Source organism: Pseudomonas rhodesiae (assembly GCF_007858255.1).
GTDB lineage: Bacteria > Pseudomonadota > Gammaproteobacteria > Pseudomonadales > Pseudomonadaceae > Aquipseudomonas > Aquipseudomonas rhodesiae.
The window spans coordinates 338,307-354,969 of record NZ_VFEU01000003.1 but is presented as its reverse complement, the minus strand read 5'-3'; the positions used below and the strand labels follow the sequence as shown (position 1 = coordinate 354,969).

Sequence of the window (16,663 nt, the reverse complement as noted above, 5' to 3'; positions counted from 1 at the left end):
GAAGATGCTGTGTGGGAGGCGGCTCACTCCCACACGTTTCGTGACTCAGCTGGCAGTGCTGTAGCGCCGTACGCCGGATTCGAGCTGGGGAATTTGCGCCGCAACGCTGCCTGACGCTTGGAACAGTACCAAGTGTTCAGCGGCGACACGAATGCCAACCTCCGCGCCCACCTGGTGGTCGGCATGGCTGGGAAAAATCGACTCCAGCTGTGCGCCGGTCGGCAGTTGCAGGCGGTACAGGGTGGACGCGCCGAGGAAGGTCTTGCCGACAATCCTTGCCTTCAACGCGCTGTCGGGCGCATAGACGATATCGTCCGGGCGCAGCAATACATCCACCGCACCGCCCGTAGGCCAGGTATAGGCACGGTTGCCGCGCAGATCGCCCAGCTCGGTACTGACCGACTCCGGTGAGCTCAACTGCCCACGAATGAAGTAGCCCTGGCCGATAAAGCTGGCCACGTAAGGCGTCTGCGGTTCGTGATAGAGGTTGTAGGGCGTGTCCCACTGCTCCAGCCGGCCTTCTTTGAACACGCCCACCTGATCGCTCACCGCGAAGGCTTCTTCCTGGTCATGGGTGACCAGGATCGCACTGGTACCGCGCGCCTTGAGAATATCGCGCACCTCATGGCTGAGCTTGCGGCGCAATTCGCCATCCAGGTTAGAGAATGGTTCGTCCAGCAGCAGCAATTGCGGTTCCGGCGCAAGGGCGCGGGCCAGTGCCACACGTTGTTGTTGGCCGCCGGACAGCTCATGGGGAAAGCGCTTGCCCAGGTTTTTCAGGTTGACCAGTTCCAACAGCTCGGCCACCACACGCTCTTTTTGCGGGTGCTTGCGAATGCCAAAGGCGATGTTGTCGGCCACACTTAGATGGGGAAACAGCGCGTAGTCCTGGAACACCATACCGATGCGACGTTTCTCCGGCGCCAGGGTGAAACCGGCGCTGGAGATGACTTCGCCTGCCAGACTGATCTCGCCTTCATACACCGGCTCGAACCCTGCGATGGCGCGCAGGGTTGTGGTTTTGCCGCAGCCCGAGGAGCCCAGCAGGCAGCCGATGTCACCGGCATTGAGGTGCAGATTGAGGTTCTGCACCACGCGTTGGTCCTGATAGCCGCACGCCAGGTTGCGCAGGTTCAGCAGTAATGAATGGCTCATGCGTGGTGGTACGCCGGCTCGACCAGAAATTCGAGCAGGGCCTTCTGTGCGTGCAAGCGATTTTCGGCCTGATCCCAGGCGACCGAGCGCGGGTCGTCGAGTAGGTCGAGGCTGATTTCTTCGCCACGGTGCGCGGGCAGGCAGTGCATGAACAGCACGTCCGGCGCGGCCAGGTCGAGCAGGTCGCGGTTGACCTGGTAGGGCGCGAACAAGGCCAGGCGCTTGGCGGTTTCGTCTTCCTGACCCATGGAGGTCCACACGTCAGTGCTCACTAGGTGCGCGCCAACCACGGCGTCTTTTGGATCGCGCAGCAGTTGCACGCGGCCATCGGCCTTGGCCAGGAACTCAGGGTTAGGCTCGTAGCCTTCCGGGCAGGCGATGCGCAGGTGGAAGTCGAATTGAATCGCCGCTTCTATATAGCTGTTGCACATATTGTTGCCGTCGCCGATCCAGGCCACGGTCTTGCCCTGGATTGAGCCGCGGTGCTCAAGGAAGGTTTGCATATCGGCCAACAGCTGGCAGGGGTGCAGGTCATCGGACAGGCCGTTGATCACCGGCACGCGCGAATTGGCGGCGAATTCGGTCAGGGTGCTGTGGGCGAAGGTTCGGATCATCACCGCGTCGAGCATGCGCGACATGACGATGGCGCAATCGCTGATCGGCTCGCCACGGCCCAGTTGAGTGTCCCGCGGCGACAGGAAGATGGCCTGGCCGCCCAGCTGAATCATGCCGGCTTCGAAGGACAGGCGGGTGCGCGTAGATGATTTCTCGAAAATCATCCCGAGTACGCGGTTTTTCAAAGGCTCGAACAGAACGCCGCGGTTACGCAGGTCTTTAAGCTCAATGCCTCGACGGAGCACGCTGACCAGCTCTTCGGGCGTACAATCCATCAGGGAGAGAAAGTGCCTTGCGCTCATCATTAACTACCTTTTGCAACAGACCGCAGATACTCAAAGCCTTGTTTATTGTGACAACGGGCGAGACCTGCGGCGAAAGCCGCACGGGGGCGACGAAATAGGGGAAGGCGCGATATTGACATTAAATGTCGCGTCTTACCAATAGGGCTACGTTTTTAGGGGTTTTCAAGCAGGGCGCCGAGGCGCGTTTGAAGACAATTTCCTGACAGCAGCGGCCCATTTGTACACTGGCCTCGCAACCTTTTGCAATGCGCGGAGGCGGGCTCGGGCCAGGCTGCGTCGGTTTCAGCCGCTATGGGCGGGGTTCTGCAACATTTGCTCATGCTTAGCCATGGCCCGGCCTGATGCCCGGCGATTCACAGGACGAACGATGCTGGCGCCCATTGAGGTCGCGGCCCATAGTCAGCCCAAAGCCCCCATAAAGAGACTGGCCATGACCAAGACTCTCCACCACCGTGCCTGCCATCTATGTGAAGCCATCTGTGGTCTGACCCTGGAAACCACCCGTAACGACGACGGCCGCCTGGCGATCACCTCGATCAAGGGCGACCCGCAGGATACTTTCAGTCGTGGTCATATCTGCCCTAAAGCTGTGGCGCTGCAGGATATTCAAAACGATCCCGACCGCCTGCATCAACCCATGCTGCGGGTGGGCAGCGAATGGCAGCCGATCCCATGGGAGGAAGCATTCGCCCTGGTGGCCGAGCGGCTCGCGGATATTCAGACACGGCACGGGCAGAATGCGGTGGCGGTGTATCAGGGCAACCCCAGCGTGCATAACTATGGGCTGATGACCCACAGCAACTACTTCCTCGGCCAGCTCAAAACGCGCAACCGCTTTTCCGCGACGTCCGTGGACCAATTGCCCCATCACCTCACCAGTCACCTGATGTACGGCCATGGCCTGCTGCTGCCGATTCCGGATATCGATCACACCGACTTCATGCTGATCCTGGGCGGCAATCCACTGGCGTCCAACGGCAGCATCATGACCGTGCCGGATGTGGAAAAGCGCCTCAAGGCGATCCAGGCCCGTGGCGGCAAAGTGGTGGTGGTCGACCCCCGGCGCAGCGAAACCGCAGCAATTGCCGATCAGCACCTGTTCGTAAGGCCTGGGGGCGATGCAGCCCTGTTGTTTGGTGTGCTCAACACCTTGTTTACCGAGAACCTGACTCGCGTCAGTCATCTGCCGGTTGAGGGGCTGGACGAGGTTCGCCGTGCGGTCAGCGGCTTCACCGCCGAGGCGATGAGCCGCCAGTGTGCCGTGCCGGTCGCGCAGATTCGCCAGTTGGCACGGGATTTCGCCGCAGCGGACAAGGCTGTCTGTTACGGGCGCATGGGCGTATCGACCCAAGCGTTCGGTACCTTGTGCCATTGGCTGGTGCAGTTGATCAACCTGGTGACGGGCAACCTGGACAGGGTGGGCGGCGCCTTGTGCACGTCGCCGGCGGTGGATTTGGTGGCATCGACCGGAGGCGGCCATTTCAACCGCTGGCAGAGCCGGGTGTCCGGGCGCCCGGAATATGGTGGCGAGTTGCCGGTATCGGCGCTGGCCGAGGAGATGCTGACCGAAGGGGATGGCCAGATCCGCGCCTTGGTGACGGTGGCTGGCAATCCGGTGCTGTCTACGCCGAACGGTCGCCAATTGGAGCAGGCGCTGGATGGTCTGGAGTTCATGGTCAGCGTCGATCTGTATATCAACGAGACCACGCGTTACGCCGACCTGATCCTGCCGTCCACATCGGCGCTGGAGAACGATCACTACGACACCACCTTCAATATGTTCGCGGTGCGCAATGTCACTCGTTTCAATCGCGCGATCCTGCCCAAACCCGAAGGTGCGTTGCATGATTGGGAAATCTTCGTGGGTCTGGCTCAGGCATTCGCGGCGAAGACCGGCGCGGCCCTGAAGCCGACCATGCCGCCGGCGCAGATGATCGACTACGGGCTGCGTGCCGGGGCTTATGGCGATGCGTCCAGCTACAAGTTGTCACTGGCGATGCTGGCCGATCATCCCCATGGCGTGGACCTGGGCCCGCTGCGGCCCAACCTTGCCGAGCGCTTGAAGACCGCGGACGGCAAGGTGCAGGCGGCTCCGGCGGTGATCCTCGCCGACCTGGCGCGCTTCGCGGCTCAGCCAATACCGATGGCCGATGAGCTGTTGTTGATCGGCCGTCGGCATGTGCGCAGTAATAATTCCTGGATGCACAACTATCACCGCCTGGTGAAAGGCAAGCCGCGCCATCAGTTGCACATGCACCCCGACGATCTGGCTCAGCGCCAGCTAAGCGATGGCCAGCGGGTACGGGTCAGCTCACGTATCGGCATGATCGAGGTGGAGGTGGTCGCCACTCAGGACATGATGCCCGGCGTGGTCAGCCTGCCCCATGGCTGGGGGCATGGTCGCCCCGGTGTGCGGATGAGCATTGCCAGCGAACAGCCAGGCGCCAGCGCCAATGACCTGACCGACGAGCGGCAGTTGGATGAGTTATCCGGCAATGCGGCCTTGAATGGCGTGCCCGTGCAAGTCGCCGCGGCGTAAGGAGCCCGAGCACCCTGCGGGAATTTTGCGTTACAATGCGCCACCGTGCCGACCTGTGAGTCGCAAAGTTCCTGCAGAGGTGTTCCATGGATATCATCGAAACGATCAAAGAGCAGATTGCCAACAACACTATTCTGCTTTACATGAAGGGTGCTCCGAACGCTCCTCAATGCGGTTTCTCCGCGAAGGCGTCCCAGGCCATCATGGCGTGCGGCGAGAAGTTCGCTTACGTCGATATCCTGCAAAACCCAGAAATTCGTGCCAACCTGCCTAAGTACGCCAACTGGCCAACCTTCCCACAATTGTGGGTGGCCGGTGAATTGGTCGGCGGTAGCGACATCATCGTTGAGATGGCGGCTGATGGTTCGTTGCAAGCGCTGATCAAAGACGCAGCGGCAAACGCGGCGGCCAAGACAGACGCTTGATTCGACCGCATTAAAAAGCCCCGCTTCTCGAAAGAGAGCGGGGCTTTTTTGTATCTGCCAGCGAAGGGTTACTCACCCATCTGCGATTGCAGATAGTTCTCCAGGCTGACTTTGTCGATCAGGCCCAGTTGGGTTTCCAGCCAGTCGATATGCTCTTCCTGGTCTTCCAGGATGTCTTCCAACAGTTCACGGCTGCCGAAGTCGGCGCTTGTTTCGCAATGAGCGATGGCGGCCTTGAGGTCGCTGTGGCTCTTGCGTTCAAAGCCCAGGTCGCTGCCAAGCATTTCCTGGGTGTGCTCGCCGATGTTCAGCTTGCCCAGGTCCTGCACGTTTGGCAGGCCTTCCAGGAACAGGATGCGTTTGATCAACGCATCCGCGTCCTTCATGGCCTTGATGGATTCTTTGTATTCACGTTTGCCGAGCTTTTCCAGGCCCCAATCGTCGTACATGCGCGCATGCAGGAAGTACTGATTGATCGCGACCAGTTCATTGGCAAGGATTTTGTTGAGTTGCTGGATGACTGAGATGTCGCCTTTCATGACTGGGGTCCTGCCCTGTAATAGCTGTGTATAGGGCGGAGTTTGAGCGGCGAACTCTGTAGTGTCAAACCTAAGTTATTGAATAATAAATGAAAATTAATCGGAATAAGAATGTTTGTGTTCCGCGTCTTGACGCTAACTAGTTGAATTACGGGCATAAAAAAACCGAACACTAAGTTCGGTTCTTTAAAACATGCCCGATCAGGCGTGAGTAAATTCTGCTGAATAGGGGAGCGAAGCCTGCGCGGTCTGCAGCTGCGTCAGGGTTTCCCGTACCACTTGCTTGGCAAGACAAGCGCATTTACCGCACTGGCTGGCAACGCCGGTGGTTTCACGCACTTCCTTGTAGCTGCAGCAACCTTCGTAGATTGCTTCGCGGATTTGTCCGTCGGTGACGCCAGTACAGAGGCACACATACATAAGGGAGAACCGTCGCGGGTTTAGGGCTTAAGTGCGATGGATCTTAATGTTAACGAGAATGATTGTCAAAGTAGATTCATGGACTTTTGCGCTGGCGCCCTCGCGCTGACGAACGGTTTTTTCCGTGTATGATGGTCGGTCTTCACGAAGCGTGACTGCGTCACAGGCTTGTCGCTTGAACACGGCAGACTCTGGATCGGTCCTTTTACTTCAATCTTCATCCCACATCAGGAGATACCCCATGAGCGTACTCGTCGGTAAACAAGCCCCGGATTTCGACGTACCTGCCGTTCTCGGCAATGGCGAAATCGTTGACAGCTTCAAACTGTCTGAAGCCATCAAAGGCAAATACGGCCTGGTGTTCTTCTACCCGCTGGACTTCACCTTCGTCTGCCCTTCGGAGCTGATCGCTCTGGACCACCGCATGGACGATTTCAAGGCGCGTAATGTTGAAGTGGTTGCCGTGTCCATCGACTCCCATTTCACCCACAACGCCTGGCGCAACACCGCCATCAACGATGGTGGCATCGGCAAAGTCAAATACACCATGGCTGCCGACATGAAGCACGAGATCGCCAAGGCTTACGATGTTGAATCCGAAGGCGGCGTGGCTTTCCGTGGCGCTTTCCTGATCGATGACAAGGGCGTTGTTCGCTCGCAAATCATCAATGACCTGCCACTGGGTCGTAACATGGAAGAGCTGATCCGCCTGGTCGACGCGCTGCAATTCCACGAAGAGCACGGCGAAGTGTGCCCTGCCAACTGGAAAAAAGGCGACAAAGGCATGAACGCCTCGCCAGAAGGCGTGGCCGCTTACCTGACCGAGAACGCTGGCAAGCTGTAAGCCACGTTTACGGTAAAAAAAACCGGCCTGAGAAGGCCGGTTTTTTATGCGTGGGATTCCATCTCAGTCGTTGAAGTCTTCCCAGCCGCCCATCTGCTTCCAACGATTGACGATGCCGCAAAACAGCTCGGCGGTCTTTTCGGTGTCATAACGCGCCGAGTGGGCTTCACGACCGTCAAAGTCGATGCCGGCGGCCTGGCAGGCTTTGGCCAACACCGTCTGGCCGTAGGCCAGGCCGGCGAGAGTGGCAGTGTCGAAGCTGGAGAACGGGTGAAACGGGTTGCGCTTCATGTCCAGACGCGCCACGGCGGCGTTCAGGAAGCCCAGGTCGAAGCTGCTGTTGTGGCCAACCAGGATCGCGCGTTTGCAGCCGTTGGCCTTCAACGCCTTGCGCACGCCACGGAAGATATCGGTCAGCGCCGCTTCTTCGCTCACGGCCATGCGCAGCGGGTGATCAAGCTTGATCCCGGTGAATTCCAATGCGGCGGCTTCGATATTGGCGCCTTCGAACGGTTCGACGCGGAAGAAGTGGGTATGCTCCGGGAACACAAAACCCTGCTCATCCATACCAATGGTGGTGGCGGCGATTTCCAGCAACGCGTCGGTGGCGCAATTGAACCCACCGGTTTCTACGTCGATGACAACCGGCAGATAGCCGCGAAAACGCTCGGCCATCGGGTGGCGGGAACCGCCACCACTGTGCTCGTGTTCGTCATCGTAATGGTCTTCACTCACTTGCTTTCCTCCAGCAGGCGCCAGCGCAGTGTTTCACCGGCGCGCAGCGGGATGACAGTCAGCTCGCCGAACGGCAGGCTGGCAGGGGCGGTCCAGTCTTCACGAACCAGGGTGATGCGATCTGTGTTGGCCGGCAGGCCGTAGAAGCGTGGGCCATTGAGGCTGGCGAAGCCTTCGAGCTTGTCCAGCGCGTTACGCTGTTCAAATGCTTCGGCATACAACTCGATAGCGGCGTACGCGGTGTAGCAACCGGCACAGCCGCACGCCGCTTCCTTGGCGTGCTGGGCATGGGGGGCCGAGTCAGTGCCGAGGAAAAACTTCGGATTGCCGCTGGTGGCGGCATCCAAAAGCGCCACTTGGTGAGTATTGCGCTTGAGGATCGGCAGGCAATAGAAGTGTGGACGAATCCCACCCACCAGCATGTGGTTGCGGTTGTACAGCAGATGATGCGCAGTGATAGTCGCGCCGACGTTGGCCGGGGCCTCGGTGACGAACTGCACGGCATCGGCCGTAGTGATGTGTTCGAACACCACCTTGAGCGTCGGAAACAACTCCACCACGCGGCGCATGTGCTCGTCGATGAAGATCTTCTCGCGATCGAACACATCGACGTCGCCACGGGTGACTTCGCCGTGGATCAGCAGCGGCATGCCGACTTCCGCCATGGCTTCGATGGCCGGCAGGATCTTGTCGATGCTGGTCACACCGGAGTCGGAGTTGGTGGTGGCGCCGGCGGGGTACAGCTTGGCGGCGTGCACGAAACCGCTGGCCTTGGCCTGACGAATTTCTTCCGGTTGGGTGCGGTCGGTCAGGTAAAGGACCATCAGCGGTTCGAAGCGGCTGCCGGCCGGCCGTGCGGCGAGGATACGCTGGCGATAGGCGTCGGCTTCGGCGGCATTACGTACCGGAGGTACCAGGTTAGGCATGATGATGGCGCGGCCAAACGTGCGCGCAACATCGGCCACGGTGTGGGGCAACGCAGCACCATCGCGAAGATGAATGTGCCAGTCGTCGGGACGCAGCAGGGTCAGGCGGTCGGACATTGGGGATTCCAGGCGGGTCAATCTGTTGGGAATGCTACCGGAAAAGACTCGCGCAGGCACTCGCTATCAAGTTTTGCGCGATACGACCGATAGCTCTGGGTATGCCTTAACGATGTATGACGCTTTGAAGTGTTGTAGAAACCAGTGGAGCCTCCCGTGCGCCAGCATTATCTAGCCCTGCTCAGTGTGTTCGCCAGCCTGCCTGCGATGGCACTCACGTTCCAGACACGTCTGGAGAATATTGAGTGGAAGGTGGAAGGTGACCAGTTCGAGTGCCGTCTAACCCAGCCGATCACTGATTTCGGTTCAGGTGAGTTCGTGCGCCGGGCCGGCGAGCAGGCAACATTTCGCCTGAAAGCCTTCAACGGTTCGCTGGGTGCTGGATCGGCCACCTTACTGGCGGCTGCAGCTCCTTGGCAGCCGGGTCGCGGTGACATAAACCTGGGAGCGGTGCGCGCCGGGAGCGGCGACGTTCTGTTCAATAGTTCTCAGGCCCAGGCCGGGCGTTTGTTCATCGGCTTGCTCGAAGGGCGTTCGCCTACTGTGCGGCATTACGGGCGCGAGGGTGGGTATTCGGAGATCCGTTTACTGCCGGTGAAATTCAATAAGGCCTACAGCGACTATCAGTTGTGTACGACTAAATTGCTGCCAATGAACTTCGATCAGGTCAAGCAGACCGTGGTGGGCTTCCCCGGCGGCGGTATCGAACTGGATGCGGCGGCCAAGCAAAAACTGTCGGTGATTCTCGCATTCATGAAGGCCGATCCGACCGTCAACCATATCGAGTTGAATGGCCACTCGGACAACAGCGGCAATCGCTTGAGTAATCGCGATATCTCGCGTCGGCGCGCGTTGGCGGTCATGGATTACTTCAAGGCCAACGGCATCCCGGAATCCCAGATCACCCTGCGGTTCTACGGTGAAAGCTACCCTCTGGCGCCCAATACCAATGCCGCCAATCGCGCCCGTAACCGTCGCGTGAATATCCAGTTGGAAAGAGTGGCGGCCCCCGAGAAACCGGCGCCCCAAGCCGCGGCACCCAGCAATCCGGCGCACACCTCATAAGGTGCGACCATCGGTCGCCAGATTGACATAATCTGTCGCTTTATCTTCATTTGCTGTCGCGCCTCTGTAAATCCACGGTTTTGATCGGTAGAATCGACGCCTTTCCGTACAACCCCGTGGAGTGATGGCATGGCCGACGTAAACAAGGTCGTTCTCGCGTATTCCGGCGGCCTGGACACTTCGGTGATCCTCAAGTGGCTGCAGGATACTTATAACTGTGAAGTGGTGACCTTCACCGCTGACCTGGGTCAGGGCGAAGAGGTCGAACCTGCACGTGCCAAGGCGCAAGCCATGGGCGTGAAAGAGATCTACATTGACGACCTGCGCGAAGAGTTCGTCCGCGATTTCGTTTTCCCGATGTTTCGCGCCAACACCGTCTACGAAGGCGAGTACTTGTTGGGTACCTCCATCGCACGCCCGCTGATCGCCAAGCGCTTGATCGAAATCGCCAACGAAACCGGCGCCGACGCCATTTCCCATGGCGCCACCGGCAAGGGCAATGACCAGGTGCGTTTCGAACTGGGCGCCTATGCGCTCAAGCCTGGTGTCAAGGTGATTGCACCTTGGCGCGAATGGGACCTACTGTCCCGTGAAAAGCTGATGGATTACGCCGAAAAGCACGCAATCCCGATTGAGCGCCACGGCAAGAAGAAATCCCCGTATTCCATGGATGCCAACCTGCTGCACATCTCCTATGAAGGCGGCGTGTTGGAAGACACCTGGACCGAGCACGAGGAAGACATGTGGCGTTGGACCGTCTCCCCTGAAAAGGCGCCGGATACCCCGCAGTATCTGGAACTGACCTACCGTAACGGCGATATCGTGGCGCTGGACGGCGTCGAGATGACCCCGGCCACCGTACTGGCCACTTTGAACCGCATCGGCGGCGAGCACGGTATCGGCCGTCTCGATATCGTCGAAAACCGCTACGTGGGCATGAAGTCCCGCGGTTGCTACGAAACTCCGGGCGGCACCATCATGCTGCGCGCGCACCGCGCTATCGAGTCCATCACCCTGGACCGCGAAGTGGCGCACCTCAAAGACGAGCTGATGCCCAAGTACGCCAGCCTGATCTACACCGGCTACTGGTGGAGCCCGGAGCGTCTGATGCTGCAACAGATGATCGACGCTTCCCAAGCTCACGTGAACGGTGTTGTGCGCTTGAAGCTGTACAAGGGCAATGTGATCGTCACCGGTCGCAAGTCGGATGAGTCGCTGTTCGATGCCAACATTGCCACCTTCGAAGAAGATGGCGGCGCTTACAACCAGGCAGACGCTGCTGGCTTTATCAAGTTGAACGCATTGCGTATGCGCATTGCTGCCAACAAAGGTCGCTCGTTGTTCTGAGTCGCGGATATGCTTGAAAAAAAGCCCCTTGTTTAAGGGGCTTTTTTTCGCCTGGATGTTTTAGAAATATGGAATGTTTATCACGTTTAAAATCTGTAAGTTCTATTCGCAAAAAATTGTACTGAACATTTTTTGCACAGATGGTGGTGAGCGATTTGTAGGAGTGCGAAGAATTTTATAATTAATCGGGAACTGGTCTTACAGAAAATTCACTCATACAGAGGTTATGTGAGTGTGATTAGGGAAAGTTCTGTAGGAATTCAGGGTGTAAGCAAATATGTTTATTGGAACTGAAACAAACGATTTTTTTCCATCTGCGTCAGCGTCTACTTTGCTCTGGCAAGGGGCATTTCCTGAAAGTCATGTGGGGCTGGGTTACCGTGTGTGCAGAGTCACCCGTAGATTTTATTCAAGTTATGTAAGCCCCCGGAAAGGTCTGAAAGGCTGCATAAAACTAGATACATCCGACTTGGTGTTTTTTTGTAGGGCAATTCCCTTATGGCTGTGGGTTGGGTCTCTGCTTGCTGTTGCTTGGGAGGGGACGCTATGCCAACTAGGAAACGACTAGGCTATTGTGCTTGCTCTGAATAATTCGAACAGCGAAATTGGACTTTCTTATGAATAAAGTGCTGATCGTGGATGATCATCCTGTCATTCGTCTTGCTGTGCGTATGCTAATGGAGCGTCATGGTTATGAAGTCGTTGCCGAGACTGATAACGGTGTCGATGCGTTGCAACTTGCACGGGAACATATGCCGGATATTGTCATACTGGATATTGGAATTCCCAAGCTTGACGGGCTGGAAGTTATTTGCAGGCTGTCCTCAACCAAACAGCCCACGCCGTTCAAGGTGCTGGTGCTCACGTCTCAAGCCCCTGGGCATTTTTCAATGCGCTGCATGCAGGCGGGAGCCGCCGGCTATGTGTGTAAACAGCAGGATCTGACCGAGCTGCTCAGCGCCATCAAGGCGGTTCTGTCCGGCTACAGCTACTTCCCCAACCAGGCGCTGAATTCGGTGCGCTCCGCCATGGGGAATGCCAGCGAGGCCGATATGGTCGAGCGTCTGTCGGGGCGTGAGATGATGGTGTTGCAGCAATTGGCCCGTGGCAAGACCAACAAGGAGATCGCTGACGGTATGTTTCTTAGCAACAAGACGGTCAGCACCTACAAGACACGCTTGCTGCTCAAGCTCAATGCCCGCTCCCTGGTGGACCTGATCGAACTGGCTCAGCGCAACGGTCTGGTGTAGGGGAGGGCATAACGCCCTATATAGTCAGGGTAACCGGCAGAAAAAAGCCTCCGTCAGGGAGGCTTCCGGTGATCGACCGCTTGGTCAGAGGTCGAAATCGTAATCGGCCAATTGCTTTTGCAAGCGTCGCTCTTCCAGAAGATTGTCGATGGTGCGGCGTTTGCTCAGGTTGGTCTTGGCCACTTCTGCAACAGGTGCATCAGTTCCATCGTCATCCGACTCCACAAGGTCGTCTTCGATTTCCAATTGTTCTTTGCCAGTGCTCATAAAGTTAACTCCAGGCTAAGACTGCCGTTGGCGCTCCTTATAACGATAATCCGCGGGCGGGTAAAAAAGATTTTTTCAATCGTAAGATGAAGAAAATCAATGATTCCTCAATCGTCGGATGTCTTGTCTTTGTATTCACACAAATCTTCGATCCGACAGCTCCCACAACGGGGCTTTCGGGCTTGGCAGACGTAGCGTCCATGCAGGATAAGCCAGTGGTGGGAATCGAGTAGGTAGGGCTTGGGCACGAACTTCATCAGTTGCTTTTCTACCTCCACCACGTTTTTCCCGCGAGCAATACCGGTGCGGTTGCTGACTCGGAAAATATGCGTATCCACGGCCATGGTGAGTTGTCGAAAGGCGGTGTTGAGCACCACGTTGGCGGTCTTGCGACCCACGCCTGGCAGGGCTTCCAGGGCTTCGCGGGTTTGCGGCACTTCGCTGCCGTGCCGCTCGATCAGCAAGCGACAGGTCTCGATCACATTCTTGGCCTTGCTGTTGTAAAGGCCGATGGTCTTGATGTACTCCGACAGCCCTTCAACGCCCAGGGCATAGATTGCTTCGGGCGTATTGGCCACGGGAAATAACTTGGCCGTGGCCTTATTGACACCCACGTCCGTGGATTGGGCTGACAGGATCACCGCAATCAGCAGCTCGAACGGTGACGAGTAAGCCAGCTCGGTCTTGGGTTCAGGATTGTCTTCGTGAAGCCTGCGAAAAATTTCCAGGCGTTTTGCGGCATTCATGAGGCGAAATGTTCCTTGCAGACGGTCAGCGGGATGTCGAAGTGGAGAGCCCTGTGTGAGGCTCTGCGAGCGATAGTCCAAGCAGCATAAGCCTGACGGGCATCAATGTGTGTCATGGCCGCGCCGAAAAGGCCAGCAAGGCCAGGTTACGTGCCTGTTACAGCTCAGTCACCATGGCAATCCACCTGGCGTTGAGCTTCATCGAGTCTGTGCTGTGCATCCGCCAGTTGCTGCGCGTCGGCCTGTTGGTCCTGGGCCTTCTTCAACTCGGCGCGGCGCATCGCCAGCTGAATCTTCGCGCGTTTAAGGTCAGCAGAATTGCGGTTGGGTTGTTTGGCTACCGGAGCGCCACTGAACTCCAGCGCTGCCAGGGCCTGCTCCGCCGTCTCGAACTGCTGCTGGAGGACAATCAGTTGCGATTGTTGCTCAAACGTCGGCGGATGCCCAAAGGCTTTCAAGGATTTGTGCAGTTGGGCACGGCTCATGGTTACATTGACCTTGGCCTTCTTCACTGCCGCATCGCGTGCTGCTTGTGCTGCGTCTATCGTCGTTACTTCTACAGGTGCCGAGCGCTTGGAGCGGGCCAGGCGTTCGGCGAGTTTGTGTGCTTCTTCGCGCTGCAGGCGCGCGTTGCGTTGTTCGAAGCGGCGACGGGCGCGACTGCGTTTGACCTCGCGCTCAAGGCGTTCTTTATCATCGCTCGCCAAACCACCCACAAGCGCAATGACGCTGAGCGGCGCACGCATCTCGATGCAATCAACCGGACAGGGCGCCACGCAAAGGTCACACCCGGTGCACTCGTCGATGATCACCGTGTGCATCAGCTTGGCGGCGCCGACAATGGCATCCACCGGGCAGGCCTGGATACATTTGGTGCAGCCGATGCACTCGGCCTCGCGGATGAAGGCGATTTGGGCGGGCCCGTCTCCTCGGCTGGTGTCCAGTTCCAGCATCGGCACGTTCAGCAATTGCGCGAGCCCAGCAATGGTCTCCTGACCACCGGGCGGGCACTTGTTGATCACTTCGCCCTGAGCAATTCCTTCGGCGTAAGGTTTGCAGCCTGGGTGCCCGCATTTGCCGCATTGGGTCTGCGGCAGCAGCGCGTCGATACGTTGAATGAGGTTCATGCTGAGATCGTTGTCATGCCGGTTGATTAAACAAACAGAGCCTGATTATCCGGCAGGCAAGAAGGGAGGCTAGCTGCAAAGCCCCGTCGCCGAAACGACAGGGCTTGTTGTGCAGATTTACTTGATGCGCTGACCCGGCTTGGCGCCACTGTCAGGGCTGAGCAGGTAGATTTCTTCACCACCAGGCCCCGCCGCCATCACCATGCCTTCGGAAATACCGAACTTCATTTTCCGCGGCTTGAGGTTGGCGATCATCATGGTCAGGCGACCATCGAGTTTGGACGGTTCCGGATAGGCGCTCTTGATCCCGGAGAACACATTGCGCCGCTCATCGCCGATATCCAGCGTCAGGCGCAACAGTTTGTCGGCACCTTCCACCGCCTCGGCCTTGACGATGAGGGCAACGCGCAGATCGATGGCGGCGAAGGCGTCGAAATCGATTTCCGGGGACAGCGGATCCTTAGCCAGTTCGCCATTGCCGGCCGGTGCGGCGTCGCCGGTGTCGGTCTGGCTGGCGGCCAGGTCTTCTTTCGAAGCGTCAGTCATGGCTTGTACTTTCACAGGGTCGATGCGCGTCATCAGCGGCTTGAACGCGTTCAACGGGTGGTTGGCGAGCAAGGTGGCGTGGTCGTTCCAGGTCAGGGGGGCGACATTCAAGAACGCCTCGGCATCGGCGGCCAGCAGTGGCAGCACCGGTTTGAGGAAGATCACCAACTGGCGGAACAGGTTGACGCCCGTGGCGCAGATCGCCTGCACCTCAGCTTCTTTGCCTTCCTGTTTGTTCAGCGACCATGGGGCTTTATCTGCGATCCAGGCGTTGGCGCGGTCGGCCAGGCCCATGATCTCACGCATGGCGCGGGCGAAGTCGCGGGCTTCATAAGCATCGGCGATGCTCGGCGCGGCGGCCAGGAAGGCGTCGGTCAGTTCCGGTGCGGCATTCTCGGCCACCATCACGCCAGCATTGCCCTTGTGGATAAAACCGGCGCAACGGCTGGCGATGTTGACGACTTTGCCCACGAGGTCAGAGTTGACCTTCTGCACGAAGTCTTCCAGGTTCAAGTCTAGGTCGTCGACGCCACGGCCAAGTTTGGAGGCGTAGTAGTAGCGCAGGTATTCCGGCGACAGGTGGTCCAGATAGGTGCGCGCCTTGATGAAGGTGCCACGGGACTTGGACATCTTCTGACCATTGACGGTCAGGTAGCCGTGCACATTGATGCCGGTCGGCTTGCGGTAGCCTGAGCCTTCAAGCATTGCTGGCCAGAACAGGGCGTGGAAGTTGACGATGTCCTTGCCGATGAAGTGATACAGCTCGGCCGTGGACTCCTTGCTCCAGAACGCGTCGAAGTCCAGCTCCGGCGTGCGGTCGCAGAGGTTCTTGAAGCTGGCCATGTAGCCGATCGGCGCGTCCAGCCACACATAGAAGTACTTGCCTGGCTCGCCTGGAATCTCGAAGCCGAAGTACGGCGCATCGCGGGAGATGTCCCACTGCTGCAGCCCGGCATCCAGCCATTCGGCGATCTTGTTGGCCACGGCGTCCTGCAAAGTGCCGCTGCGGGTCCAGGTTTGCAGCATCTGCTGGAAATCCGGGAGCTTGAAGAAGAAGTGCTGGGAGTCTTTGAGCACCGGAGTGGCGCCGGAAATCGCCGACTTGGGATCCTTCAGGTCGGTGGGGGCGTAGGTGGCACCGCATTTTTCGCAGTTGTCGCCGTACTGGTCTTCAGTGCCACACTTCGGGCAAGTGCCCTTGATGAAGCGGTCGGCCAGGAACATTTTCTTTTCCGGGTCGAAATACTGGGTGATCGAGCGAGTGGCAATGTGGCCGGCTTCTTTCAATCGCAGGTAGATCTGGCTCGACAGCTCGCGGTTTTCTTCGGCGTGGGTCGAATGGAAGTTGTCAAAGTCCACCAGGAAATCGGCAAAGTCGGCGCTGTGTTCAGCCTGCACATTGGCGATCAGTTGTTCCGGCGTGATGCCTTCCTTTTCGGCGCGCAGCATGATGGCCGAACCGTGGGCGTCGTCCGCGCAGACATAAATGCATTGATTGCCGCGATGCTTCTGGAAGCGCACCCACATATCGGTCTGGATGTACTCAAGCATATGGCCAAGATGGATGGAACCATTGGCATAGGGCAGGGCGCTGGTGACGAGGATCTTGCGTGGCTCGGACATGGGGCTCGGCTACTTGATGAAACGGAGGTCGGCCACTATAAAGCGCCGGCAAATTTATTTCACCCCGTGGCG

16 protein-coding genes are annotated in these 16,663 nt (G+C 58.2%); 6 read left to right on the top strand and 10 right to left on the bottom strand.

Annotated elements, in window-relative coordinates; all coding sequences use genetic code 11:
• Window positions 1–45: 45 nt before the first annotated feature.
• Complete coding sequence (locus FIV35_RS06425) at window positions 46–1,155, bottom strand: ABC transporter ATP-binding protein (RefSeq protein WP_034137171.1); 1,110 nt, start codon at window positions 1,153–1,155, stop codon at window positions 46–48.
• Window positions 1,152–2,072 (bottom strand): ornithine carbamoyltransferase, encoded by a 921-nt coding sequence (gene argF, locus FIV35_RS06420; protein WP_034111959.1) that lies wholly within the window; start codon window positions 2,070–2,072, stop codon window positions 1,152–1,154. The genes FIV35_RS06425 and argF overlap by 4 nt, the downstream gene beginning before the upstream one ends.
• A gap of 433 nt (window positions 2,073–2,505) precedes the next feature.
• Here argF and FIV35_RS06405 point away from each other — a divergent pair, with 433 nt between their 5' ends.
• A complete protein-coding gene (locus FIV35_RS06405; protein ID WP_034137172.1) occupies window positions 2,506–4,614 on the top strand; it encodes a molybdopterin oxidoreductase family protein in 2,109 nt (702 codons plus the stop codon).
• Window positions 4,615–4,700: 86 nt separating this feature from the next.
• Entirely contained in the window at window positions 4,701–5,039 is a 339-nt protein-coding gene (gene grxD, locus FIV35_RS06400) for a Grx4 family monothiol glutaredoxin (protein ID WP_034137173.1), read from the top strand.
• Between the two features lie 68 nt (window positions 5,040–5,107).
• Here the strand turns inward: grxD and bfr are convergent, their stop codons facing one another.
• Both bfr and FIV35_RS06390 read right to left on the bottom strand, forming a co-directional pair.
• Complete coding sequence (gene bfr, locus FIV35_RS06395) at window positions 5,108–5,578, bottom strand: bacterioferritin (RefSeq protein ID WP_034096133.1); 471 nt, start codon at window positions 5,576–5,578, stop codon at window positions 5,108–5,110.
• Between the two features lie 201 nt (window positions 5,579–5,779).
• Window positions 5,780–5,998: a bacterioferritin-associated ferredoxin gene (locus tag FIV35_RS06390; protein ID WP_034096134.1), complete on the bottom strand. Its 219-nt coding sequence runs from the start codon at window positions 5,996–5,998 to the stop codon at window positions 5,780–5,782.
• Between the two features lie 241 nt (window positions 5,999–6,239).
• Here FIV35_RS06390 and FIV35_RS06385 point away from each other — a divergent pair, with 241 nt between their 5' ends.
• On the top strand, window positions 6,240–6,842 hold the full coding sequence (locus FIV35_RS06385) for a peroxiredoxin (protein WP_034096135.1): 603 nt from the start codon (window positions 6,240–6,242) through the stop codon (window positions 6,840–6,842).
• Between the two features lie 63 nt (window positions 6,843–6,905).
• Here FIV35_RS06385 and rnt read toward each other — a convergent pair whose 3' ends face one another.
• Together rnt and pyrC are read right to left on the bottom strand one after the other, a co-directional pair.
• On the bottom strand, window positions 6,906–7,577 hold the full coding sequence (gene rnt, locus FIV35_RS06380; RefSeq protein ID WP_010564138.1) for a ribonuclease T: 672 nt from the start codon (window positions 7,575–7,577) through the stop codon (window positions 6,906–6,908).
• On the bottom strand, window positions 7,574–8,620 hold the full coding sequence (gene pyrC, locus FIV35_RS06375) for a dihydroorotase (protein ID WP_034137174.1): 1,047 nt from the start codon (window positions 8,618–8,620) through the stop codon (window positions 7,574–7,576). Before pyrC ends, rnt begins: the two co-directional genes overlap by 4 nt.
• Before the next feature lie 156 nt (window positions 8,621–8,776).
• Here pyrC and FIV35_RS06370 point away from each other — a divergent pair, with 156 nt between their 5' ends.
• The 3 genes from FIV35_RS06370 (at window position 8,777) to FIV35_RS06360 (ending at window position 12,282) form a co-directional block, all read left to right on the top strand.
• Window positions 8,777–9,685 carry a flagellar protein MotY gene (locus FIV35_RS06370; protein ID WP_034137175.1) on the top strand — a complete coding sequence of 303 codons (909 nt, stop codon included), beginning with the start codon at window positions 8,777–8,779 and terminating at the stop codon, window positions 9,683–9,685.
• 129 nt (window positions 9,686–9,814) lie between these two features.
• On the top strand, window positions 9,815–11,032 hold the full coding sequence (locus tag FIV35_RS06365) for an argininosuccinate synthase (RefSeq protein WP_034096138.1): 1,218 nt from the start codon (window positions 9,815–9,817) through the stop codon (window positions 11,030–11,032).
• Between the two features lie 617 nt (window positions 11,033–11,649).
• Window positions 11,650–12,282: a response regulator transcription factor gene (locus FIV35_RS06360; protein ID WP_034137176.1), complete on the top strand. Its 633-nt coding sequence runs from the start codon at window positions 11,650–11,652 to the stop codon at window positions 12,280–12,282.
• Window positions 12,283–12,366: 84 nt separating this feature from the next.
• Here FIV35_RS06360 and FIV35_RS06355 read toward each other — a convergent pair whose 3' ends face one another.
• The 4 genes from FIV35_RS06355 to metG all read right to left on the bottom strand — a co-directional run bounded on the left by FIV35_RS06355 (window position 12,367) and on the right by metG (window position 16,591).
• The gene (locus FIV35_RS06355; protein ID WP_034096140.1) at window positions 12,367–12,549 is read right to left on the bottom strand and encodes a PA3496 family putative envelope integrity protein; all 183 of its coding nucleotides are present in this window, start codon (window positions 12,547–12,549) and stop codon (window positions 12,367–12,369) included.
• A 107-nt stretch (window positions 12,550–12,656) separates the two neighbouring features.
• A complete protein-coding gene (gene nth / locus FIV35_RS06350) occupies window positions 12,657–13,295 on the bottom strand; it encodes an endonuclease III (protein ID WP_034096141.1) in 639 nt (212 codons plus the stop codon).
• 164 nt (window positions 13,296–13,459) lie between these two features.
• Window positions 13,460–14,422, bottom strand: a complete 963-nt coding sequence (gene rsxB / locus FIV35_RS06345) for an electron transport complex subunit RsxB (RefSeq protein WP_034137177.1) — start codon at window positions 14,420–14,422, stop codon at window positions 13,460–13,462.
• Between the two features lie 117 nt (window positions 14,423–14,539).
• Window positions 14,540–16,591: a methionine--tRNA ligase gene (gene metG, locus FIV35_RS06340; protein ID WP_034137178.1), complete on the bottom strand. Its 2,052-nt coding sequence runs from the start codon at window positions 16,589–16,591 to the stop codon at window positions 14,540–14,542.
• Window positions 16,592–16,663: the final 72 nt, after the last annotated feature.